Below are 21262 nucleotides of genomic sequence, written 5' to 3'. Positions count from 1 at the left end.
TCACACTATCCCAGCCGACAGATGGCTACAAGGCCGGCGCAGAGCAATCGCGCGCAGATGTGAGCCATTGCCACCGCAGGACATTCAGTCTGCGATTAGCTGGTCAATTGCGCGGGGCTCTGCAACAACTGCAATTGACCGAGACCTGCGGCAACAAAGTCCAGATCAACGCAGGCCAGACCAGCCGTAGGCATGGGAAAATGCCCTGCCCGGTGGCCCTCACACAAAAGGCTGAGCAACTGACTGACCAGCGGCTGGTGACTAACCAGGAGTAACTGCTGTTCGTTGCGCTCGCTCAGATAACGCAGCACTTCAGCCGGCTCATCATCGGGGGTCAGCCAGGGCGCGGTTGATACGCCGCGGGCAAAATCCAGCTGATCGGCCACCAGCGCAGCCGTTTGCTGTGCCCGCAGATAAGGGCTGGCGAGCATCGCATCGAGTGGCTGCCCGGCCAGGATCTGGCACATGCTGCGCACTTCATTCTCGCCGGCGCTGGTCAACGGCCGCTCGGGGTCCGTCGGAGCCTGGGGCGCAGCCTGACCATGGCGCAGAATCCAGAGTCTCATTGTGGTTCCTGGTCACGGAGCTCACGCAGCCACTGCGCATCACCGTCCGGCCATTCGCTGAAGGGCCAGGGCTTTTGCTCACTGGCACCAGTCAGGTAGCGACCGCTCTGCCAGACGTACTGCGAAAGGCTGCTACCCCAGCGCGCGCAATCGGCATCCGGCTCACCACGAAACAAACGATAGGCAATCTGGATCAGGACCAATACTGCCAGCGCCACCTCGGCCACCTGCCAGGCCAGGGCAAAGAAAACGACATACAGCAGTCGCAGCCAAAAATCGGCGGAGCAAAGGTTATTCAAAAACGCGTTCACAAAAACTCCTCAGGAATTGACCGGTGCAGCCGACATGAAGGCGGCAAATTCAACATCGTTTTTCTGTTCAGCCGACATCAGGCGGGCAATCACCGCCGGCAGCGGCTTGTGCTCAAAGACAATGGCATGCAGGCCATCGACCAGTGGCATGTAAACGCTCTCTTCTGCCGCTTTGTGCTTGAGTACCTTGAGCGTGTTGACGCCCTCGGCTACCTGGCCCAGCCGGGCCACACCCTGCTCCAGAGTTTCGCCCTTGCCCAGCGCATGCCCTACCTGAAAATTGCGTGACTGTGGCGACACACAGGTAACGATCAAGTCGCCAACCCCCGCCAGTCCCAGGAAAGTCAGCGGGTTGGCGCCCATGTGCACGGCAAAGCGCGTCATCTCGGCCAGCGCCCGGGTAATCAGCATCGCTTTGGTGTTTTCGCCCATGCCAAGCGCCGAGGCCATACCGGAAATAATCGCGTAGACATTCTTCAGCGCGCCGCCCAGCTCTACCCCATAGCGATCCTGACTGGCATAGACCCGCAGGTTGGCACAGCCAAGCACGGCCTGCACATCACGGCACAGCTGCTCGTCTTCGCTGGCGACCACGGTCGCAGTCAGCTCTCCTGCGGCAATTTCCTTGGCCAGGTTAGGCCCGGACAGCACGCCCACGCGGGCTTCAGGTGCTTCCTGCTCGACAATCTGGCTCATCATCAGAAAGCCAGGCTGCTCGATACCCTTGGTGGTGCTGACAACCTGTTTGCCGGCCAGCTGCGGGCCGATCTGTTGGAGTACAGTGCGGAAAGAACTGGACGGGATAGCCAGAAAGACGATCTCTGCCGTCGCCAGCGCCGCATTCAGGTCGGTGGTCACCCGCAACCGCTCATCCAGAGCAATGCCGGGCAGGTAACGCGGATTTTCGTGCTGTTCGCTGATATGCCGGGCCATCTCGGGGTCACGCAACCAGAGGGTTACCGGCACAGCTTCGGAGGCCATGAGGTTGGCCAGGGTGGTACCAAAACTGCCCCCACCCAACACACAGACAGATGCTTTGCGATCGGTCATGCAACATCCTTAGACAGTGAATCTGGCGCCAGTATAAGCCGAGCACGCCGACGGCGCGATTTGCCGCTGGAAAAACCTGCTCGGCTGGTTAATATGTGCGCATTCGTATAAAAGAATCCAAGTGCCATCACTATGCTAAAGCCGCGCCTCGCCGCCTCCGCTGTCCTCTTGTGCTGCAGCGCCCCTCTCGGCGCCCAGTCCCTGAACGACCCGCTGCTCGACGACTTGCAGCTACCCACCGTACTCAGCGCTACCCGCCTGAAACAAAGCCCGGCAGAGGTGCCGGGCAGTATGACGGTGATTGATCGGCAGTTGATTCGTGGCTCGGGCGCACGAGACGTACCAGAACTAATGCGGCTGGTGCCCGGCATGATGGTTGGCTATTCCGCCGGCAACCTGGCCAACGTGAACTACCACGGCACCAACATCAGCGAGGCCCGGCGCATGCAGGTGCTGGTGGACGGCCGTTCGGTTTATAGACCGGGCCTGGCAACGGTCGACTGGACCGATATTCCGTTGGCCATTGAAGATATCGAGCGCATTGAGGTTTTCCGAGGCCCAAACACGGCGGCGTACGGTGCCAATGCGTTGATGGGCGTGATCAACATCATTTCCACCCGGCCTGAACTTAGTCAAGGCACCCGGGTAAAGGTCACCCGCGGCACCCGCGGCGTCAGCGATCTGTATGCCAGTCAAGGTTTCACCTTCGGCAGCTCTCAGGCGCGCATCAGCCTGATCGGCAAAGAGGATGACGGCTTCGACCACGTGCAAGACGGCAGCGATTACCGTGACGGGCGTCGCCTCAGCGCGCTGAACCTGCTTGGCAATACCGACCTCAGTCCCACCCAGGCCCTTTCGTGGCAACTGGGTGCAAAAGAAGGTACCAACCAACAGTCCAATGACTACAGCGTCATGGCCGAGCCAACGGACGATAGTTACCTGTTCGACCGTCTCATGTACGAGCAAGGCTTTCCTTCATCCGACGTTACCGCCCGCGACTACTTCGTGCAGTTAAACTGGAAGAACGACCTGAGCCCCGCGCACCGACTGGAGATCAAAACCTACGCCCAGCATATGGAACGTCTCAGTCAGTGGCGCGCCTGCGACTCTCCAGTCGTATTCTCACCTGAGCTGCGCCAGCTGTACCTTGCCGGCAATGTCTACGCGCGGCGCTTCAACTACATTCTGCGTAATCGCAGAGGGTACTGGGCAGACCCGGCCTTCTATAGCGATTGGCTGGTCAACCAGGACGGACTACCGCCTGAGCTGCTGCCGCTGGTAGATGGCCTCGTAGCACAGCATGCGGCCGCACGCGACAGCGCCCCAGCCTGTTTCAACCTCAACGAAAACCTGCGTGAAACACGCTATGAGGCAGAAGTTCAGAACACCATACAAGTCAACGACGCACTGCGAACCGTCTTTGGCCTCAACCTCAGATATGATCAGGCGAAATCGAAAACCTTCTTCAATGGCAAGGTCGAGAACTCGGTTGGGCAGCTTTTTGGCAACCTTGAGTACCGTCTGGGCGAGCGTTGGCTGCTACATGCCGGCGCCATGGCCGAACAGGATCGCCTGAGCGACTTCTCTTTTTCTCCCAGGCTGGCAGCGCATTACTTCGTCGCGCCCTCCCACAGTCTGCGCGCGGTGTACTCTGAAGCGGTGCGCTCTCCAGACATGTACGAGAACAACGCATACTGGACCTATTACCCCAGCGGCCTTAGTGGTGCCGGCACTACAGGCGACACTTACTATGCGCTGGCTCAGGGGCCCGGCGACCTGGAGCAGGAGCAAATGCGCTCCTACGAACTGGGCTACAACGGGCACTTCCACGACCTCGGGCTGGCAATTGACGTCAAAGCGTTCTATGACGAAATTGACAATATGATCAGCCAGCCACTGCAGGTAGTGAATTTTGAACCGGATAACAGCAGCTCTACCCGCTTCACAGGCATCGAGACTCAGGCAGACTGGAGGCTGACAGCACAAGACCGGCTCCGGGTTACCTATGCCTATGTCGACTTTTTCGCAAGCAACGAACTGGACCAGCGCCTGACCCCACGCAACAGTGGCTCCCTGGCCTGGTTACGCAACTGGGCTGGGAGCGTCGAAAGCAGCATCATCTATTATGGTGCTGATGCGCTCAACGAGCGGCGCTTCGAGCGCCTGGATGGTCGTCTGGCCAAACGCTTCTCGCTCGGCAGTACCAGCGAACTGGAGTTGGCGCTGAACTGGCAGTTCCGGCTGGATGATGAAGCCCTGACCTGGGGCGAAAACCTCTACGACGACCGTAGCCACGTGTACCTGTCTGCGGAACTAGACTTCTGATTCACCTGTCCAGGCGATGGCCTCCCTACAAATGACACGGATTGTCGATATGCACTACGCAGCCAAAGGACGGACCCGGTGAGCCGGCAGCTGTTGTGCCTGCTTGGCGGCCTGCTGCTTGCCATGTTGATGCCCCATGCCAAGGCGGATCAAATAGCCGTTCTGGTCCCGACACAATCGAGCCTTACCCAAGCCTTTATCAGCGAGTTGACCAGGGCTCTGCCAGGCCAACGTGTGACCAGCGTTGACCCTGACCAGCAATTGCCAGCAGATACCAGCCTGGTCATCACCATGGGCCGAAGCACTTTGGTCTACCGCCAGCAACAGCCGGCCACACAGCCTACGCTGGCTACCTACATCACACTCGAAACCCTGCAAGCAGATGAACAACTTGGCAGCAATGCACACACGCTGCTCGCCAACCCTGCGCCAACACGCCAGGTTGCCCTGGCAAAACTGCTGATGCCGGGCGCCAGTCGCCTGGGCGTGTTAATTAGCCAGCAGCGGCAGACCCAGTTGCCGGACTGGCAAAACGCCGCAACACAAGCCGACCGCACCCTGCATGCGGTGGTCATCCCCACTGGCGCCAGCCTCACCCGCCGCCTGGGTGAAGTCATTCTGGACAGCGACATCCTGCTCGGTACCGACGACAGCAGCATCTACAACGCCGACAATCTGAAAACCATCCTGCTGACCAGCTACTCGCGCAACAAGGTGCTGATCGGCCCCAGCGCGCCCTTTATCGACGCGGGCAGCTTGAGTACGACCTACAGCAGCCCACAAGACATGGCGCGCAGCGTCGCTTACCTGATTGAACAGGGCATGCCCGCCGGCGCAGCGTCCTACCCCCGCTACTTTTCCGTGCTGAGCAACGCCCAGGTCGCCCGTTCCCTGGGTATCCCGCTGCCAGACGATGCCACCCTCGCCCGCCGCCTGGCCGAGCTGGAGCAAGAGCCATGAATTTTCTACAACGCGGCACCATCTACAGCCGTCTGATCCTTATTGCAACGCTGCCGGCGCTGTTGATGGGCGTGGTGGGCTTCACCTTTTTCACCACCGCCCGTCTGGACGATGTGAATAAAGAGCTGCAAGTCACCGGACAACTGATTGCCGACCAGATTGCACCTGCAGCCGAATACGGTGTTATCAGCGGCAATCTGCGCACCCTGGAGAGCCTGGTCAAAGGAGCGCTCAACGTACCCCATGTCCGCTACGTTGAGGTCTACGACCGCACCGGGCGAGCGCTGCTGCACCTGGGACAAGCGGATCCGGTTGGGCGCGAGGGCATGCAGGTGTTTGTTGCTGACATCCTGCGCGAACGCATCCCCCTGCAAAATGATCTATTTCTGCTCGACGCGCCCGTAATCAGCCACGACGACCAGCAACGCTATTTGGGCCAGGTACATGTGGGCTTGAGCAGCAGCGCCTTTATCGAGCGCCAGCAGAGCATTTTGTTAAAGACGCTCGCGCTAGCAGCGCTGGTGCTAGTGGCAACGCTGTTCCTAGCCATTCGTCTGGCCAAGGCATTGGCAGACCCGATGGAGCGCATGGGCAACGCCGTTGCGCGACTGCAGCAAGGGGAGCTTGACACACGCCTAGAGGTCAACGATGAGCATGAGATCGGCCACTTGATGCACAACATCAACAGCCTGGCCGAAACCCTGGAGCGCGCAGAAACACAACAGCAACGCGCCATGCAGGCGCTGATCAGCGCCCGTGAAGAGGCCGAATCGGCCAACCGCGCCAAGTCGGAATTTCTGGCCATGATGAGCCACGAACTGCGCACCCCCATGAACGGCGTGCTCGGCATGCTGCAACTGCTCGAGACCACCGACCTTAATAGCGAACAGAGCGAATACGTGCATATCGCCGGCGAGTCGACCGACCACCTGCTTAAGGTCATCAACGACATCCTCGACTTCTCCCGCATTGAGCGCGGCGCGCTGGAGCTGGAACATATTCCTTTCAACTTGCCGCAACTGATCCAGTCTTCGGTCAATGTGTTCGAGCACACCGCCCGGCAGAAGAAACTGAAACTGATCACCAAACTCGAAGGCAACGACAACTACGCTGAGGTGGTGGGCGACCCGACTCGTATCCGGCAGATACTGGTAAACCTGATCGGCAACGCGATGAAGTTCACCGAACAGGGCTCCATCGCCGTGCATGCCAGCTGGCAACTGACCGGCACCGACGCACTGTGGTTGCGCTGTGCAGTCTCAGATACCGGTATCGGCATCGCGCCGGAGCGCCTTGAGCGTATGTTCGATGCCTTTCAGCAAGCCGACAGCAGCACATCCAGACGCTTCGGCGGAACCGGGCTGGGCCTGTCCATCGCCCGTACCTTTGCGGAGAAGATGGGCGGCAAACTGGTCGCGCAAAGCCATGAAGGTAGGGGCTCGGTTTTTACCTTCGAGATACCACTGGCGCTGCGCGATAAGCCGCTGAGCAAGCCCAACGAGGCACCCACTCGCGAAGTTCAGGGCAGTGACCGCCCGGTGCTGCTGGTCGAGGACAACCCGGTCAACCAGATGGTGATTGAAGGCATGCTCAACACGGCGGACATTCGCGTGGTAGCCGTTGCCAGCGGCGAAGATGCGCTGCGCCATCTGGCCGATCGGTCGGCGGCCTATGCTGCCGTGCTGATGGACATCCAGCTCCCCAACATTGACGGCCTTGAGGTCTGGCGTCGGTACAGCGAACACTGCACCGAGCAGCAGCTCGAACCACTGCCCTGCATCGCCCTGACAGCCAGCGCCTTTGACGTTGACCGACGCGATTGCGAAGCAGCAGGCATGCAGGATTTTCTCAGCAAGCCGGTCAACCGCCAGGCGCTGCTGCAGGCGCTCAGCCCCTGGACTAACCCGAAGTAACAGGGCCCAGCCAACGTTCAGAGCACACCGGCGTCACTGCTTGAAGTCCACATGGATCGGGCGGACAGCTGGCAGTGTTGCGCGCAGTCCATCAGTGATTCCTTAACATTTCCCCAACAAATTAAGGCCCTGCGGCGCTGGATTCAGTGTCTTCAAACCGAGACACTAGGTCGATTAAGAAAGGCTGCATCAGCTCAGCGCAGACAGCCTGCTCCCACAACCCCAATAATTTTGAGCATCCAGACCATGTCCATCATCACGCTAGAATCGCCCTTTTCTACTCTTCCTGTACTGATCGCCCAGCACGCGATTGACCGCGCAGAGCACCCGGCTCTGATCGAAGACGATCAACAGATGACCTACCGACAGCTGGATGCCGAAGCAAACCGTGTTGCCGCCGCGCTGCAGCGTGACGGCCTGAAAGCCGGCGACGCCATTGCCATCTGTGGCAGCAACTCGATCAACTATGCCGTGCTTTTTGTCGGTGCACTGCGCGCCGGCCTGACCGTCGCCCCGCTGGCACCCTCTTCCAGCCCGGAAAGTCTGCTCGGCATGCTCGCCGACTCCGCCTCCAAACTGTTCTTCGTCGACGCCAGCGTCAACAAGGCCATCGCGGGTGTCCGTGACCGTCTGAGCATGCCGCTACTGACACTGGACAACAGCGGCAGCGAGCGTCACTTCAATGACTGGCTGGCCGAAGACGGCGCCCAGCCTGCTGCGGTGGAAATCACCCCGGAGATGACCTTCAACGTCATCTATTCATCCGGCACCACTGGCGAGCCCAAGGGTATCGTGCAGTCCCACGGCATGCGCTGGTCGCACATTCAGCGCGGCCTGACCATGGGCTACGGGCCTGACTGCCGTACGCTGATGTCCACACCGCTTTATTCCAACACCACGCTGGTGTCCTTTCTGCCCACCATCGGGCTGGGCGGAACCGTGGTGATCATGGCCAAATTTGACGCCGAGCGTTACCTGAAGCTGGCGCAAGAAAACCGCATTACCCACACCATGCTGGTGCCCGTGCAGTACCAGCGCATCATGGCTCGCCCCGACTTCGACAGCTACGACCTCAGCAGCTACATGATGAAGTTCAGCACCAGCGCGCCTTTCCACGCCGAGCTCAAAGCCGACGTCATCAAACGCTGGCCGGGTGGCCTGGTCGAGTTCTATGGCATGACCGAGGGCGGTGGCTCCTGCGCACTGGCTGCCCACACCTACCCCGACAAGCTGCACACTGTCGGCCTGCCGATGGAAGGCCACGACATGCGCGTGATCAGCGAAGACGGTGAGGAACTGCCGCGTGGCGAGATTGGCGAGGTCGTAGGCCACTCCCCGGCGATGATGGCGGGTTACCTGAACAAGCCCGAAAAAACAGCCGAAGCCGAGTGGTTCGACAGCACAGGCAAGCGCTTCATCCGCACCGGCGACGTCGGCCGCTTCGATGAAGAAGGCTTTCTGACGCTGATGGATCGCCGCAAGGACATGATCATCAGCGGCGGCTTCAACGTCTACCCGAGCGACCTGGAAGCAGAGCTGCGCAAGCATCCCGACCTGCAGGACGTTACCGTGGTTGGTGTTGCCTCCACCAGCTGGGGCGAGACGCCAGTCGCCTATGTAGTGCCGTTCGCAGGCCGCAGTGTGGACGCAGACCAGCTCCAGGCCTGGTTCAATGAGCGCGTCGGCAAGATCCAGCGCCTTAATCGCGTGATCATCACCGATGAGCTGCCACGTAGCGCCATCGGCAAGGTCCTCAAGCGCGAACTGCGCGATCAGTTCCAGGCCGAGTTCGGCGTACTCGCCTGATACTCGCCCTCGCCCGCCCCACCCCGCGCGCCGCCGAGACGAAGAACCTTTGTCCTCGGCGGCCTTCGCGCGTATCCTCAACGCCTCGGAACCTGTGTTGTGACTTTCTCGAAAAACGCGAAGTCTGAGCATAGGTCCACGTTGCTAAATCATTTGGAAACCATCAGTTGGTAACCGAAAGTGCAGTACAACCTGAGGCGCGTGCATCCGACTTGACCCAGGTCAGGCCGGTACAGCAGCCAATCAGGGCAGGCTCGACTATCATGAACAGCCATGCGCCCTTTCGGATACTCGCTGACACAGAACAAGCCGAATCAACAGCCCCCGTGACGGGGATGAGCAGGAGCCACTAATGACACAACAGAATGCGTACACCCGGGAAGAGCTGCTCAAATGCAGCCGTGGCGAGATGTTTGGCCCCGGAAACGCACAACTTCCAGCCCCCAACATGTTGATGATCGACCGCATCACTCACATCAGCGAGACCGGTGGCAAATACGGCAAGGGCGAAATCGTCGCCGAACTGGATATCAACCCTGATCTCTGGTTCTTCGCCTGCCACTTTGAAGGTGACCCGGTCATGCCGGGCTGCTTGGGTCTGGATGCCATGTGGCAACTGGTTGGCTTTCACCTCGGCTGGCTCGGCTATGAAGGCCGTGGCCGCGCGCTGGGCTCCGGCGAAGTCAAATTCTTCGGTCAGGTGCTGCCGACCGCCAAAAAGGTGACCTACACCATTCACATCAAGCGCACCATGAACCGCGCCCTGACCCTCGGCATCGCCGATGGCAGCGTGGCCGTCGATGGTCGCGAGATCTACAGCGCCGAAGGTCTGCGCGTGGGTCTGTTCACTTCTACCGATAGTTTCTGAGGATCATCACTATGCGTCGCGTCGTGATTACCGGCATGGGCATCGTTTCTTGCCTGGGCCAGGACCTGGACTCCGTTGCTGCCAGTCTGAAAGAAGGCAAATCCGGCATCCGTTTCAATCCCTCGTACGCCGAAATGGGTCTGCGTAGCCACGTTTCCGGCTCCGTAGACATCGACCTCGAAGCCGCCATCGATCGCAAGGTCAAGCGCTTCATGGGTGATGCGGCTGCTTACGCCTACCTGTCCATGCAACAGGCGATTGCCGATGCGGGCCTGGGCGAAGAGCAAGTCAGCAACGTACGCACCGGCCTGGTGGCCGGCAGCGGCGGCGCCTCCACTCTGAACCAGATGGAAGCCATCGACATTCTGCGCGAAAAAGGCGTCAAGAAGATCGGGCCGTACCGTGTACCGCGCACCATGGGCAGCACCGTTTCTGCCTGTCTGGCAACGCCGTTCAAGATCAAGGGCGTCAACTACTCCATCTCCTCTGCCTGCGCCACCAGCGCACACTGTATCGGCCACGCTGCCGAACTGATCCAGCTGGGCAAGCAGGACATTGTCTTCGCGGGCGGTGGTGAAGAGGAACACTGGTCCCAGACCATGCTGTTCGATGCGATGGGCGCACTGTCGACCCAGAGCAACGAAAACCCGACCAAAGCCTCCCGCGCTTACGATGCAAACCGTGATGGTTTTGTTATCGCCGGTGGCGGCGGCATGGTCGTTGTTGAAGAGCTGGAGCACGCACTGGCTCGCGGCGCCAAGATCTACGCTGAAGTGGTTGGCTACGGCGCCACCTCCGACGGCTACGACATGGTCGCTCCGAGCGGTGAAGGCGCAGTACGCTGCATGCAGCAAGCGCTGGCAACCGTTGATGGCGCCATTGACTACCTCAACACCCACGGTACCTCTACGCCGGTTGGTGATGTTGCCGAGCTCAAGGCCATCCGAGAAGTGTTTGGCGACAAGGCACCGAAGATCAGCTCGACCAAGAGCCTCTCTGGTCACTCGCTGGGCGCTGCCGGTGTACAGGAAGCCATCTACTGCATGCTGATGCTGCGTGATAACTTCCTGACCGCCTCGGCCAACATCGATGAACTGGACGAGAACGCTGGCGACCTGCCGATTCTGCGTGAGCGTCTGGACCAGGCGGTTGATCTGATCATGTCCAACAGCTTCGGTTTCGGTGGCACCAACGCCACCCTGATCCTCAAGCGCTGGGCTGCCTGATCTAACCCGCTCTGCCAACAAGGCCGCAGCTTTTGCTGCGGCCTTGTTGTTTGTGCTCTGTGAATATCACCCGCGCATTAATGCGTAGCGGCGATACGCCCATTGGCTTGACGCGCCAGCGCTGCCATCACCACGGTTAACAACCCACACACCGCCATCACCCCAGCCATGGGCACTGCCGTATTGTCATGCAGCATGCCAACCGCAGCAGAAGTGATCCCGGCAATCGCAAACTGCATGGTGCCCATCAACGCCGAGGCAATCCCCGCCTGATGACCATGACCGGCCAGCGCACAGGCCGAGGCGTTAGGCAGCACCTGGGAAATGATCGCCACACTCAGCACCAGCGGCGGCAAAAACAGCCAAAGGCTCTCAACCTGCAACCAGGCGGCCAGCAGCAGAGTTACGGTCGCCAGCATGTAGATGAACGTGGTCCCGCGTATCAGAGCCAGCTGGCTCCAGCGCCGCAGCAGCCGCGAATTCAACTGGGCAGACAGAATGAAGCAGGCAGCAATACTGCCGAACAGCCAGGCGTACTGCTCAACGGGCACCTTGTACAGCTCGAGAAAGACATAGGGCGAGCCGGAGATGTAGGCGAACATGCCCGCCATGGCAACGCCCCCGGTCAAGGCGTGAAACATGAACAAGGGCTCACGCAGCAGCCCGATATAGCGCCCAAACGCACTGCGCAGCGGCGGCGGCGCCATATGTGGCGGCAGTGTTTCAGGCAGAAAGAAGTACACCGCCAGAGCGAACAGCCCGGCGAACACCGTCAGAAACCAGAAAATACTCGCCCAGCCCGCCAGCCCCAATAACGCGGTCCCGGCCAGTGGCGCCAGAATCGGTGCCACGCCCATGATCAGCATCAGCTGTGAAAACGCCTTGGCCGCATCAATCGGCTCGCACAGGTCGCGCACCACTGCCCGGTTTACCACCATACCCGCACAACCACCCAATGCCTGGGCAAAGCGCGCAGCAAGCAGCCACTCCAACGTGGGCGCCAGCGCGCAGGCAAGCGAGGCAACACAGAACAGGCCAATACCAAACAGCAACGGTTTGCGCCGCCCGAAACGGTCGGCTAACGGACCGTACACCAGTTGCCCACTGGCCAGCCCGATGAAGTACACCGACAGGCTCAGCTGGATCTGCTCGCTACTAACGCCCAGATCCTCTGCCATCGCCGGAAAAGCCGGCAGGTACATGTCGATGGATAAGGGACCAAAGGCACTGAGACCACCCAGAATGAGCAGAATATGCAGGGGCATTAGGCAGAGTTCCGTAATAATGCAGCCGAGGTAAAGGGAGCTGAAGCGCTCCACACCGCGCTAGTGCTGCGCGCCGGTCCTGGCGTGGGGCAGGACACAACACAATGACTATAAAGATGAATGCTCAGCAGCGTCTGAGCTTGCTCGGGTGCCAATAAGCTTCGCAGGCGAAAGAACAGCATGATGCCAGAATGCGCATCCGCTGTCCCTGTCTGGCAAAAACAACAACGCCCGGGACAAGCCCGGGCGCTGGCGAAACAGAACCTCAGCTACGGTCGACCAGGTCCTTCAGTTTCTCCTTGGTCTTGCCCTTCAGCGACTGGCCCTTGCCCTTGAGATTCTGCAGTTCACCTTCGCCCTGCAGCTCTTCATCATCAAGTGCACGGCCGGTTTCACGCTTGGCCTTGCCGGCGGTTTCGTTGTACTTGCCTTTCAGCTTGTCAGTTGTACTGGTCATGACAGATCCTCGCTCTATTGAAAAAGGGGTTACTTGTCACACAATCAACATTACTGCTCGTGCAGACGCGCGTTCAGTTCATCCACCAGAGGGGCCCATTCGGCGTCCTCGCGCATTTCTTCACGCAAAAACGCGGCCTGGGATTCATTCCAGAACGGCGCATCGATCAACTTGGTGTCGTGGTCCAGCGAATGGCTGGCAAAGAAGGCGTCCATACTGGCCTGATCTGCCGGCAGGCCCAGTTGCTCAAACAGGGTACTCAGGTCTTTGTTGTGCAGCTCCATCGTGACTCTCCTTGCTCGACAGTGGAAAAGGTGTCGTATCAAAACAGAGTGCAGCCGGCCCGCCGGAGTTCCACATTTATTTAGCGATGTTCTCGCTCATAGCGCTCAGCGGCTTCCTGCAGCCAGCTCTCAAGCGCTTTGCGAGAGACCTTCTGCGCCCGCGCCTGCTGCAGGCAGGCAAGCATGTATTCACGCTTGTCTGCATCGCCTTGGGCCATCGACAACGCCAGGTCGCGCTCGGTCCAGCGGCGAATACGGCGATACAGCCACCAGTGAAAATACAGCCCACTGAAACTGACCGCAGCGATGATGAAATAGTCCATAGCCCCTCCCCTGATCCGCAGACTATACCCGCTCCACCTGCGCAGGCGGTGTGGCAGAGGGTCGCGGTCGCTGGAATAGCAGCAGATTACCGCAGAGAATCAGCACCAGCCCCACCACCGCCATTGCGCTCCACTGGTAGCCCTCAAACAACGTTGACATACCCAACGCAATGAGCGGGAACAGCACCGTCGCGTAGGCCGCAGGCCCGGCGCCAATGCGCCCTATCAGAGCGAAGTAAACGGCAAACCCGATAACCGACCCAACCACCGCCAGATACACCAGCGAGCCCATGTAGGCGGGTGTCCACAACAGCGCAAAGGTGTCACCGCGCAGGCACGCCAACAGCAGCATGGCCAAGGCGCCATATCCCATCGCATAGGCGTTGGTCGACAGCAGATCCAGTCGCCGGGCCTGGTGCCGCACGCTAATCATGTTGCCAAGGGAGAAACCGTAGGTCCCCAGCAGACTCAAACCAATCCCTACCAAGGTTTCGCGGCTCAAGTCGGCCGCGCTCAGGTCATGCCAGAACAGGCAGACAATACCCACCAGTCCGAGCAGGTTGGCGCGTATCAGGCGCCCCTCCAGACGCTGACCAAAAAAGATAACCCCGTTAATGGCATTGAACAGCGTGGCCATCGAAAACAACACCGCCTCCAGACCGCTGTTGATATAGGCGTTGGCACTGTAGAAGCAGTAGAAATTGAAGCTGAAGACGCACAGGCCCTGCAGCAGGCAGAACAGATGGTCGCGCCACCCGATGCGGCGCAGGCGGCGGCTGAGCAGCAAAACCGTCAGCAGCAGCACGCTGGCCAGAGCAAAGCGATAGAAGACCGACACCGCCGAGGGCACAGGGCCGGACTGCATCGCAATGGCAATCCAGGTGGTTCCCCAAATAAGTACAGTGGCGGCATACAGCGTAGCGTTCATTCCCTATCCTCAAACAAATCAGCGCGTGCAAAGAGCCAGTATTCCCAGCACCCGCCGCTGACGCTTGCACAGGCTTGCGCCGACTTGCAGATTGCTGCGTTTTTTTGCGCAGCCAGCTGGCACCCGCTTGGCGCCTGGCGCCGACGGGCATACCATGCAAACTGGGCAACGGCATGGCGGGCAAGGTGATGACAGACGACAGGTTTGCGGTTTTTGATAGCCTGCGCCAGCACAATACCCGCCTGCTCGACAACGCGCGCTTGGAGAACGGCACCGGGCTGGCTGCCTGGTATAACGAGCGGGATCTGATTGCCCTGGAGAACGCCGACCACCACACCCTCAGCCTGTACACGGCTGACGGCTACCAGTCCTACTTCAAGGCAGCCGATGGCTGGCACAACGGCGGCGGGCCAGATCGCCTGTGTCTGCTACCCCGACAGTACACCTCCACCTGGAACATTCGTGGGCCGCTGTCGTTCGTCCATCTGTATTTCACCGATCAGCACTTGCGCCAGTTGGCCGAGCAGACCTGGGATCGCAGCCCGCTGAACCTGAGTGTCGATGAGCGGCTGTTCGCCGATGACCCGCAGATCGCCCTGCTTTACCGCCACTTTCTGCTGCGGGCCAACTGGCACGACACCAGCGACCGCCTCACCCTCAGCAGCGCCAGCACCCTGCTCCTTAGCCACGTGTTGCGCCACTACACCCAGGTCAACTGGCAGCTACCGGGTGTTACCGGCGGCCTCGCACCGCGGCAACGCCAGCACATCTGCGACTATATTGAGGCGCACCTGGACCAGCCCTTGCCGCTGAACGAACTGGCCGCCCAGTGCCAGCTGAGCGAATACCACTTCGCCCGCATGTTCAAACGCAGTATCGGTGTTGCGCCCCACCAGTACGTGAGCCAGCGACGTCTGGCGCTGGCACGGCAACTGCTCCGCGACCACCGTATCAGCCTGCAGGACATCGCTCTGCGCTGCGGCTTCAGCTCAGCCAGCCATTTCAGCAACCGCTTCCGCCAGGCGATGGGCGTCAGCCCCTCAGCCTATCGCACCAGCATCAGCTGACGCCGCGACGTACCAACGTCAGGGCGCCAGCGGCGCCGGCAAACAGGCCTGCGAAGGTGCGATTCAATACCCGCTGCTGACGCGGAGAGCGCAACAATCGCAGCAGCCTGGATGCCAGGCCGGTGTAACCTGCCATAACGATCAGATCTACCGCGATCATAGTCGCCCCCATCACCAGGTATTGGGGCAGCAATGGCTGCTGTACCGCGAGAAACTGCGGCAAGACCGCCAGCATGAATACCACCGCCTTGGGATTACCGGCATTGACCAGCAAACCGCGCAGCAGCAATCCCCAAGGGCTGACGCCGACGGCACCGCTCAGCGCTACGCTGTCAGGCGCTTGCACCGGCGCCCGCCACTGACGCAGCGCCAGGTAGAGCAGATAGAGCACGCCAAACCATTTGATCAGCGTGAATGCCAGCGCCGAGGTCGCCAGCAGTGCGCCGACACCCGCCGCCACCACAGTCACCTGCAATACCAGCCCCAGTTGCAGGCCCAGCGCCGTCCAGTAGCCTCGGGCAAAGCCGTAATTGAGCCCACTGGACATGGATGCGATAGCGCCAGCGCCCGGAGACAGGCTGATGATCCAGCACGCAACGAAAAAGGCCAGCCAGGTATCGAGTGACATGAAAGGGTCTGCCAGAAATGAAAACGGCATCCTAGCAGGATGCCGTCTTTAACCAACCGTACAGCTGGGCAGCAATTCAGCCTTGCGCTGTACTGCGCCCGACCAGCGCCAAGGGCACCACACGTGCCTCACGCTGAGACAGGTAGCGGGTGCAGCTCACACGCAGAAACGAGGCAAAATTGACCACCTCCCCGCGCAGCTCCATGACCTCGTCATACAACTTGGTGATCAGCTGATTGGTCGTCATCCCATCGACCTCGGCGATCTCCTGCAGGATGTCCCAGAACTGATTTTCCAGGCGCAGTGTTGTGACCACACCGCGGATACGTAACGAGCGTGAGCGCGATTCGTAAAGAATCGGATCGGCCTTGACGTAGAGTTCACACATACGGCTCTCCTGCAGGCGTTAACAGCCCGGCAAATACGGTTGGGTCAGTGCAGCTACAGCTCAATGCGCGCGCCCAGCACCTTGACGAACGCAGCCAGCCAACGCGGATGCGACGGCCAGGCGGGCGCCGTGACCAGGTTGCCCTGCACATGGACCTGATCAGCCGGAATGTCGATGTAGGTGCCACCGGCCATGCGCACGTCCGGCCCACATGCAGGGTAAGCACTGCATTCACGGCCCTGCAGGATACCAGCAGCGGCGAGCAATTGGGCGCCATGGCAAACCGCCGCGATGGGCTTGTCCGCAGCAGCAAAGCCCTGCACGATCTCGATCACGCGCTCATTCAGGCGCAGATACTCCGGTGCGCGGCCACCCGGCACCACCAGCCCCACATAATCCTCCACCTTCACGCTGTCGAAATCAGCGGTCAGGGCAAATAGGTGGCCGGGTTTTTCTGTGTAGGTCTGATCACCCTCAAAATCGTGAATTGCGGTTTTCACGGTATCACCCGCCGCCTTATCCGGGCACACCGCATCAACCTGATAACCGAGCATGGTCAGCGCCTGAAACGGCACCATGGTCTCGTAGTCTTCAGTAAAGTCCCCGGCAAGCAGCAGAATTTTCTTGGTCGACACGTCGCATCCTCCATGCGTTTGAGTAGAACACCATCATGCGCCGGCTCCCCAGAAAAGGGGTAACAGCGGGTTACTACACCCAACAAATGATGACTGGCGCACAGAACCCCGAACCCACCACAGACCGCCCCAACCCAGACAAAAAGCCTGACAAGCCTCTTGTAACCCGTTGTTTTAAATAAAAACCGACCGTCACCCAAGGAGCCAAAGCTCGATTAATCCACCCCCTAAGCGCTAACCAGCTCACAGACCCGACGTTTGCCAGCGAAGGGGCGTGCTACCTAGCATGCGCCGCTCGACAAACAACGTCATGCATCAAGGGCGAACAGGATGTATCGCCAACCAGGGGACAGGAACGTCAACATGCTGCCATCACCCAGCCTCGACCAGTCCGGCGCCCGCGCAGCCAATAACGACCTGCGCGCCAGCGAGGAGTTTGTGTTGCTGGAGGCCGAAATCGGCAAACTGGCATCCGTGCATGCTGATCAAGCGCCCGACTGGCAGCAGGTGCAAACGCTTGGGGCGCACCTCATGCCCCTGGGCCACGATTTGCACGTCAGTTGCTGGTACAGCCTAAGTTGCCTGCAGCTGCAGGGCTGCTCCGGGCTAGTGCCTGCGCTGCAAGCGCTTGAAACCCTGATTACCCATCACTGGGCCAGCAGCCAGCCACCACGCCTGCGCGGGCGCCTGGCCGCCCTCAGCTGGCTACATGGCAGACTGGCCGAGCACCCCGAGCTTGCCGCCAGCCAGGAGCCGCTTCGCCGTGCGCTGCGCAGCAGCATGGAGCGATTGGCCAGCGCCCTGCGGGCCATCGACAACGACCAGAGTGATAGCTGGCAGCACTTGGCCCAACAGCTCGACAGCGCCGCACCTGCAGAGCAAGAACCCGCGCAGGCACCAGCCAGTCAGGCGCCATCAGCGGCGCCGGTGGCATCAGCCGTCGACAACAGCGTAATCAACAGCGAACGCGAGGCCCAGCAACGCCTGAAGCACCTACAGGACTGCGCGGCACCGCTGCTGCAGTGGTGGCTGGGCGACGGGGCGCAAGAGCACCACGCCATCAACCTGACCCGCACCCTGATTCGCGCCAGCCTGTCGACGCTGCCGAGCCACAATGCGGAGCTGATCACCCAACTACGCCCCCGGCCGCCGGAGCGCGTGAACCGTTATACCGAGCAATTGCACAGCGGCGATCCGCGCCAGCTCTTGCATGAGATCGAAAATAGCCTGCGCCGCGCCCCCTTCTGGCTGGACGGCCACCACTTGGCCTGGCAATGCTGTCAGGCCATCAGCGCCAGCAACGCTGCCGATCAGCTACGCCTGCAACTGCAGCAACTACTGCGCGACCTGCCCGGGCTGGAACACCTGCGCTTCAGCGACGGCACCCCTTTTGCCAGTCAAACCACCCGCCAATGGATCGCCAGCACGCCCGCAGCTGCGCCGGAAGCGAGGGCCCCAAACGACGACGCCAGCCCCGTTGAGATACTGCAACGCAATGGCTTTGCTGCAGCCGCCGCGGAGTTGCAACGCCAGGTGCAGGGCCAGCCAGGCGAGCGCCCCCGTGTCATTGCCCGCCTTGAGTTGGCGCGCCTGCACCTGCACAACGGCCAGGCCGATCAGGCGCGCGCCCTGCTCGAATGCATCCGGCAACAGCTGCAAGCCAACCAGTCCCTGGCGTTGTGGGAGCCCAGACTGCTGATCGACACCCTGCGCCTGTTGCAGCAAAGCAGTGTCAGCCTGCCCCGTGACAAAACCAGCCAGCAGGCCTTGCAACAGCAATTGGCCTGGCTGGATATCGAACACACCCTCGATCAGGCCGCCCGGCCTGCCCTGCAAGGAGAGCCCTGATGGCCAAAGACAACAGCGTCGCCCCGCGTGAGCGAGTCAACGTCACCTTTACACCCAATACCGGCGACGTGCAGCAGGATGTCGAACTGCCGCTCAAGCTGGTGGTGCTCGGTGACTTCACCCAGCGCCAGGACGAACGCAGCATCGAGCAGCGCAAGCCGATTGCCGTCGACGCCAACAGCTTTGACGACGTGCTGGCCAAGCAGGAACTGTCGCTGGCCTTCACCGTACCCAATCGCCTGCAGGACGAGGCAGACAACGAAAACGACCTGCCGGTGCAGCTGGACATTCGCTCCATGCGCGACTTCAACCCCGCCAGTCTGGTGCAGCAGGTTCCCGAACTGGGGCAGCTAATGGAGCTGCGCGAAGCGCTGGTGGCCCTCAAGGGGCCGCTGGGCAACACCCCCGCCTTTCGCCGTGCGATTGAAGCGCTACTTAACGATGAACACGCCCGCAGCCAGGTCCTGGCTGAGCTGGGGCTGGCCGACAACGCCTGACCGGAGACTGCCATGAGTACACACGCCGCCGTACAAGGTAGCGCCAGCCAGACCAGCGACAGCCTGCTGGATCGCGTTATCGCCGAAACCCACCTGCACCCCGAAGACGAGTCCTATGCCATCGCCCGGCGGGGCGTCTCGGCCTTTATCAGCGAGTTGCTGAAACCGCACAACCAACGTGAGCCGGTAAAAAAAGCGCTGGTAGATCGCATGATCGCCGAGATTGACAGCAAACTCAGCCGGCAGATGGACAGCATTCTGCACCACCCCGACTTTCAGCAGCTTGAGTCTGCATGGCGGGGCCTGAAGTTGCTGGTAGAGCGCACCGACTTTCGTGAAAACATCCGCCTGGAGCTGATCAACGCCTCCAAACAGGATCTGCTCGATGACTTTGAAGACAGCCCGGAACTGGTTCAATCCGGCCTGTACAAACATGTCTATACAGCAGAGTACGGCCAGTTTGGCGGGCAGCCCGTTGGCGCCATGATCGCCAACTACGAATTTGGCCCCGGCACTCAGGATATCCGCCTGCTGCAGCAAGTGGCCGGGGTTGCCAGCATGGCCCACGCGCCCTTCATCGCCGCCGCCGGCGCTGGCTTTTTTGGGCTGGACAGTTACACCGGCCTGCCCGACCTGAAAGACCTCAAGGATCACTTCGACGGCCCGCAATTCGCCAAGTGGCAAGGCTTTCGCGAGAGCGAAGATGCGCGCTACGTCGGCCTCACCCTGCCGCGCTTTCTGCTGCGCACCCCCTACGACCCCGAGGACAACCCGGTCCGCAGCTTCGCCTACCGCGAGTCGGTCAGCGACAGCCATGAACACTACCTCTGGGGCAACACCGCCTTTACCTTCGCTACCCGCCTGACCGACAGCTTTGCGCGCTATCGCTGGTGCCCCAATATCATCGGCCCGCAAAGTGGCGGCGCAGTCGACGACCTGCCGCTGCACCACTTTGCCAGCATGGGCGAAATCGAAACCAAGATACCCACCGAGGTACTGGTATCCGATCGACGCGAATACGAGCTGGCAGACGCCGGATTTATCGCGCTGACCATGCGCAAGGGCAGCGACAACGCCGCGTTCTTCTCTGCCAACTCCACCCAGAAGGCCCGTTTCTTTGGCAATAGCGAAGAAGGCAAGAACGCCGAACTGAACTTTCGCCTCGGCACTCAGTTGCCCTACCTGTTCATCGTCAACCGCCTGGCCCACTACCTGAAGGTGCTGCAGCGCGAACAGATCGGCGCATGGAAAGAGCGCACCGATCTGGAGCTGGAGCTGAACAAGTGGATTCGTCAATACGTGGCTGACCAGGACAACCCAAGCGCCGAGGTACGCGGCCGTCGCCCCTTGCGAGCCGCTGAAGTGCAAGTGCAGGACGTCGCAGGTCAACCGGGTTGGTACCGGGTCAGCCTCAGCGTGCGGCCGCACTTCAAGTACATGGGCGCCGACTTTACCCTGTCGCTGGTCGGCAAACTGGATCGAGACTGATGGCGGCCCCGTACTACGGCACCCTGTTCGAGCGCTTGGGCGGCAGCGCCCAGGCGCGCGGACACCAGCCGCGCGAACTCAGCGTCAGCGCCTCTATCGCCAACCACCTGACGCGCATGCTCAGTGCGCGGGCCGGCAGCGTCCAGATGCTGCCGGACTACGGCCTGCCCGAGCTCAACGATATGCGCCTGTCGCTGCACGACACCCGTCAGCAGGCACGCATGGCCATAGAGCGCTTCATCAACACCTATGAACCCCGCCTGCAGCAGGTACGCGTGGTCAGTAAAGGTGACGGCGCTGATCCCCTGCATCTGACCTTCGACATCCACGCCAGATTGAATGTTGGCGATCTGCAACAGCCAGTAAGCTTTTGCATCGAGCTGGACGGCCAGGGCCAGACCCAGGTCATGCACAGCGGGTCGCACTGAG

General features: G+C 60.6%; 22 protein-coding genes. 11 read left to right on the top strand and 11 right to left on the bottom strand.

Features of this window, described 5'->3' with window-relative positions:
* Positions 1-95: 95 nt before the first annotated feature.
* Genes sixA through BM116_RS12800 form a run of 3 tightly spaced genes read right to left on the bottom strand, consistent with a single transcriptional unit; the run spans position 96 to position 1927 of the window.
* Positions 96-566, bottom strand: coding sequence for a phosphohistidine phosphatase SixA (gene sixA / locus BM116_RS12810; protein ID WP_083727405.1), 471 nt, complete (start codon positions 564-566; stop codon positions 96-98).
* Positions 563-877, bottom strand: a complete 315-nt coding sequence (locus BM116_RS12805) for a DUF4389 domain-containing protein (RefSeq protein WP_235846754.1) — start codon at positions 875-877, stop codon at positions 563-565. The genes sixA and BM116_RS12805 overlap by 4 nt, the downstream gene beginning before the upstream one ends.
* 9 nt (positions 878-886) lie before the next feature.
* Entirely contained in the window at positions 887-1927 is a 1041-nt protein-coding gene (locus BM116_RS12800; protein WP_083727406.1) for an NAD(P)H-dependent glycerol-3-phosphate dehydrogenase, read from the bottom strand.
* A 132-nt stretch (positions 1928-2059) separates the two neighbouring features.
* On the opposite strand from BM116_RS12800, the gene BM116_RS12795 reads away from it, so the two are divergent.
* From BM116_RS12795 to fabB, 6 genes are all read left to right on the top strand, one after another.
* Positions 2060-4252 (top strand): TonB-dependent receptor plug domain-containing protein, encoded by a 2193-nt coding sequence (locus tag BM116_RS12795; protein ID WP_083727408.1) that lies wholly within the window; start codon positions 2060-2062, stop codon positions 4250-4252.
* 78 nt (positions 4253-4330) lie between these two features.
* Complete coding sequence (locus BM116_RS12790; RefSeq protein ID WP_083727410.1) at positions 4331-5212, top strand: hypothetical protein; 882 nt, start codon at positions 4331-4333, stop codon at positions 5210-5212.
* Positions 5209-7125, top strand: a complete 1917-nt coding sequence (locus BM116_RS12785; protein WP_083727412.1) for an ATP-binding protein — start codon at positions 5209-5211, stop codon at positions 7123-7125. The genes BM116_RS12790 and BM116_RS12785 overlap by 4 nt, the downstream gene beginning before the upstream one ends.
* 246 nt (positions 7126-7371) lie before the next feature.
* A complete protein-coding gene (locus tag BM116_RS12780; protein WP_083727414.1) occupies positions 7372-8931 on the top strand; it encodes a class I adenylate-forming enzyme family protein in 1560 nt (519 codons plus the stop codon).
* A 352-nt stretch (positions 8932-9283) separates the two neighbouring features.
* Positions 9284-9799, top strand: coding sequence for a 3-hydroxyacyl-[acyl-carrier-protein] dehydratase FabA (gene fabA / locus BM116_RS12775; protein ID WP_083727416.1), 516 nt, complete (start codon positions 9284-9286; stop codon positions 9797-9799).
* 11 nt (positions 9800-9810) lie between these two features.
* Positions 9811-11025, top strand: a complete 1215-nt coding sequence (gene fabB / locus BM116_RS12770; RefSeq protein WP_083727418.1) for a beta-ketoacyl-ACP synthase I — start codon at positions 9811-9813, stop codon at positions 11023-11025.
* A gap of 77 nt (positions 11026-11102) precedes the next feature.
* Here fabB and BM116_RS12765 read toward each other — a convergent pair whose 3' ends face one another.
* From BM116_RS12765 to BM116_RS12745, 5 genes are all read right to left on the bottom strand, one after another.
* On the bottom strand, positions 11103-12290 hold the full coding sequence (locus BM116_RS12765) for a Bcr/CflA family multidrug efflux MFS transporter (protein WP_083727420.1): 1188 nt from the start codon (positions 12288-12290) through the stop codon (positions 11103-11105).
* Positions 12291-12555: 265 nt separating this feature from the next.
* Positions 12556-12747, bottom strand: coding sequence for a CsbD family protein (locus BM116_RS12760; protein ID WP_083727423.1), 192 nt, complete (start codon positions 12745-12747; stop codon positions 12556-12558).
* Positions 12748-12797: 50 nt separating this feature from the next.
* A complete protein-coding gene (locus tag BM116_RS12755; RefSeq protein ID WP_083727425.1) occupies positions 12798-13031 on the bottom strand; it encodes a DUF2789 domain-containing protein in 234 nt (77 codons plus the stop codon).
* 80 nt (positions 13032-13111) lie between these two features.
* Positions 13112-13354: a 30S ribosomal protein S3 gene (locus BM116_RS12750; protein ID WP_083727427.1), complete on the bottom strand. Its 243-nt coding sequence runs from the start codon at positions 13352-13354 to the stop codon at positions 13112-13114.
* Positions 13355-13376: 22 nt separating this feature from the next.
* Entirely contained in the window at positions 13377-14282 is a 906-nt protein-coding gene (locus BM116_RS12745; RefSeq protein WP_083727429.1) for a DMT family transporter, read from the bottom strand.
* A gap of 188 nt (positions 14283-14470) precedes the next feature.
* Between BM116_RS12745 and BM116_RS12740 the strand changes: the two genes are divergently transcribed.
* On the top strand, positions 14471-15349 hold the full coding sequence (locus tag BM116_RS12740; protein ID WP_083727485.1) for an AraC family transcriptional regulator: 879 nt from the start codon (positions 14471-14473) through the stop codon (positions 15347-15349).
* On the opposite strand, the gene BM116_RS12735 is transcribed toward BM116_RS12740, so the two are convergent.
* The 3 genes from BM116_RS12735 to BM116_RS12725 all read right to left on the bottom strand — a co-directional run bounded on the left by BM116_RS12735 (position 15342) and on the right by BM116_RS12725 (position 17000).
* Complete coding sequence (locus BM116_RS12735; protein WP_083727487.1) at positions 15342-15977, bottom strand: LysE family transporter; 636 nt, start codon at positions 15975-15977, stop codon at positions 15342-15344. The two genes, BM116_RS12740 and BM116_RS12735, sit on opposite strands and share 8 nt — an antisense overlap.
* Before the next feature lie 76 nt (positions 15978-16053).
* On the bottom strand, positions 16054-16365 hold the full coding sequence (locus BM116_RS12730) for a ribbon-helix-helix domain-containing protein (protein ID WP_083727431.1): 312 nt from the start codon (positions 16363-16365) through the stop codon (positions 16054-16056).
* Between the two features lie 53 nt (positions 16366-16418).
* Positions 16419-17000, bottom strand: a complete 582-nt coding sequence (locus BM116_RS12725) for a DJ-1/PfpI family protein (RefSeq protein ID WP_083727433.1) — start codon at positions 16998-17000, stop codon at positions 16419-16421.
* Positions 17001-17363: 363 nt separating this feature from the next.
* On the opposite strand from BM116_RS12725, the gene tssA reads away from it, so the two are divergent.
* Genes tssA through tssE form a run of 4 tightly spaced genes read left to right on the top strand, consistent with a single transcriptional unit; the run spans position 17364 to position 21261 of the window.
* On the top strand, positions 17364-18848 hold the full coding sequence (tssA, locus tag BM116_RS12720) for a type VI secretion system protein TssA (protein WP_169847276.1): 1485 nt from the start codon (positions 17364-17366) through the stop codon (positions 18846-18848).
* Positions 18848-19345 (top strand): type VI secretion system contractile sheath small subunit, encoded by a 498-nt coding sequence (gene tssB / locus BM116_RS12715; protein ID WP_083727437.1) that lies wholly within the window; start codon positions 18848-18850, stop codon positions 19343-19345. The genes tssA and tssB overlap by 1 nt, the downstream gene beginning before the upstream one ends.
* Positions 19346-19357: 12 nt before the next feature.
* A complete protein-coding gene (tssC, locus tag BM116_RS12710) occupies positions 19358-20833 on the top strand; it encodes a type VI secretion system contractile sheath large subunit (RefSeq protein ID WP_083727439.1) in 1476 nt (491 codons plus the stop codon).
* Positions 20833-21261 (top strand): type VI secretion system baseplate subunit TssE, encoded by a 429-nt coding sequence (gene tssE, locus BM116_RS12705; protein WP_083727441.1) that lies wholly within the window; start codon positions 20833-20835, stop codon positions 21259-21261. Before tssC ends, tssE begins: the two co-directional genes overlap by 1 nt.
* Position 21262 lies beyond the last annotated feature (1 nt).

The organism is Halopseudomonas pachastrellae (genome assembly GCF_900114765.1).
Classification (GTDB): Bacteria; Pseudomonadota; Gammaproteobacteria; order Pseudomonadales; family Pseudomonadaceae; genus Halopseudomonas; species Halopseudomonas pachastrellae.
This window is presented reverse-complemented; position numbering and strand designations above follow the sequence as displayed.

What these genes read in the sequence shown, in the direction of transcription:
- sixA (WP_083727405.1), bottom strand. Translation starts at nt 566, where the DNA reads ATGAGACTCTGGATTCTGCGCCATGGTCAGGCTGCGCCCCAGGCTCCG.
- BM116_RS12800 (WP_083727406.1), bottom strand. Translation starts at nt 1,927, where the DNA reads ATGACCGATCGCAAAGCATCTGTCTGTGTGTTGGGTGGGGGCAGTTTT.
- BM116_RS12795 (WP_083727408.1), top strand. Translation starts at nt 2,060, where the DNA reads ATGCTAAAGCCGCGCCTCGCCGCCTCCGCTGTCCTCTTGTGCTGCAGC.
- BM116_RS12785 (WP_083727412.1), top strand. Translation starts at nt 5,209, where the DNA reads ATGAATTTTCTACAACGCGGCACCATCTACAGCCGTCTGATCCTTATT.
- BM116_RS12780 (WP_083727414.1), top strand. Translation starts at nt 7,372, where the DNA reads ATGTCCATCATCACGCTAGAATCGCCCTTTTCTACTCTTCCTGTACTG.
- fabA (WP_083727416.1), top strand. Translation starts at nt 9,284, where the DNA reads ATGACACAACAGAATGCGTACACCCGGGAAGAGCTGCTCAAATGCAGC.
- fabB (WP_083727418.1), top strand. Translation starts at nt 9,811, where the DNA reads ATGCGTCGCGTCGTGATTACCGGCATGGGCATCGTTTCTTGCCTGGGC.
- BM116_RS12765 (WP_083727420.1), bottom strand. Translation starts at nt 12,290, where the DNA reads ATGCCCCTGCATATTCTGCTCATTCTGGGTGGTCTCAGTGCCTTTGGT.
- BM116_RS12760 (WP_083727423.1), bottom strand. Translation starts at nt 12,747, where the DNA reads ATGACCAGTACAACTGACAAGCTGAAAGGCAAGTACAACGAAACCGCC.
- BM116_RS12755 (WP_083727425.1), bottom strand. Translation starts at nt 13,031, where the DNA reads ATGGAGCTGCACAACAAAGACCTGAGTACCCTGTTTGAGCAACTGGGC.
- BM116_RS12750 (WP_083727427.1), bottom strand. Translation starts at nt 13,354, where the DNA reads ATGGACTATTTCATCATCGCTGCGGTCAGTTTCAGTGGGCTGTATTTT.
- BM116_RS12745 (WP_083727429.1), bottom strand. Translation starts at nt 14,282, where the DNA reads ATGAACGCTACGCTGTATGCCGCCACTGTACTTATTTGGGGAACCACC.
- BM116_RS12740 (WP_083727485.1), top strand. Translation starts at nt 14,471, where the DNA reads ATGACAGACGACAGGTTTGCGGTTTTTGATAGCCTGCGCCAGCACAAT.
- BM116_RS12735 (WP_083727487.1), bottom strand. Translation starts at nt 15,977, where the DNA reads ATGTCACTCGATACCTGGCTGGCCTTTTTCGTTGCGTGCTGGATCATC.
- BM116_RS12730 (WP_083727431.1), bottom strand. Translation starts at nt 16,365, where the DNA reads ATGTGTGAACTCTACGTCAAGGCCGATCCGATTCTTTACGAATCGCGC.
- tssA (WP_169847276.1), top strand. Translation starts at nt 17,364, where the DNA reads ATGCTGCCATCACCCAGCCTCGACCAGTCCGGCGCCCGCGCAGCCAAT.
- tssB (WP_083727437.1), top strand. Translation starts at nt 18,848, where the DNA reads ATGGCCAAAGACAACAGCGTCGCCCCGCGTGAGCGAGTCAACGTCACC.
- tssC (WP_083727439.1), top strand. Translation starts at nt 19,358, where the DNA reads ATGAGTACACACGCCGCCGTACAAGGTAGCGCCAGCCAGACCAGCGAC.
- tssE (WP_083727441.1), top strand. Translation starts at nt 20,833, where the DNA reads ATGGCGGCCCCGTACTACGGCACCCTGTTCGAGCGCTTGGGCGGCAGC.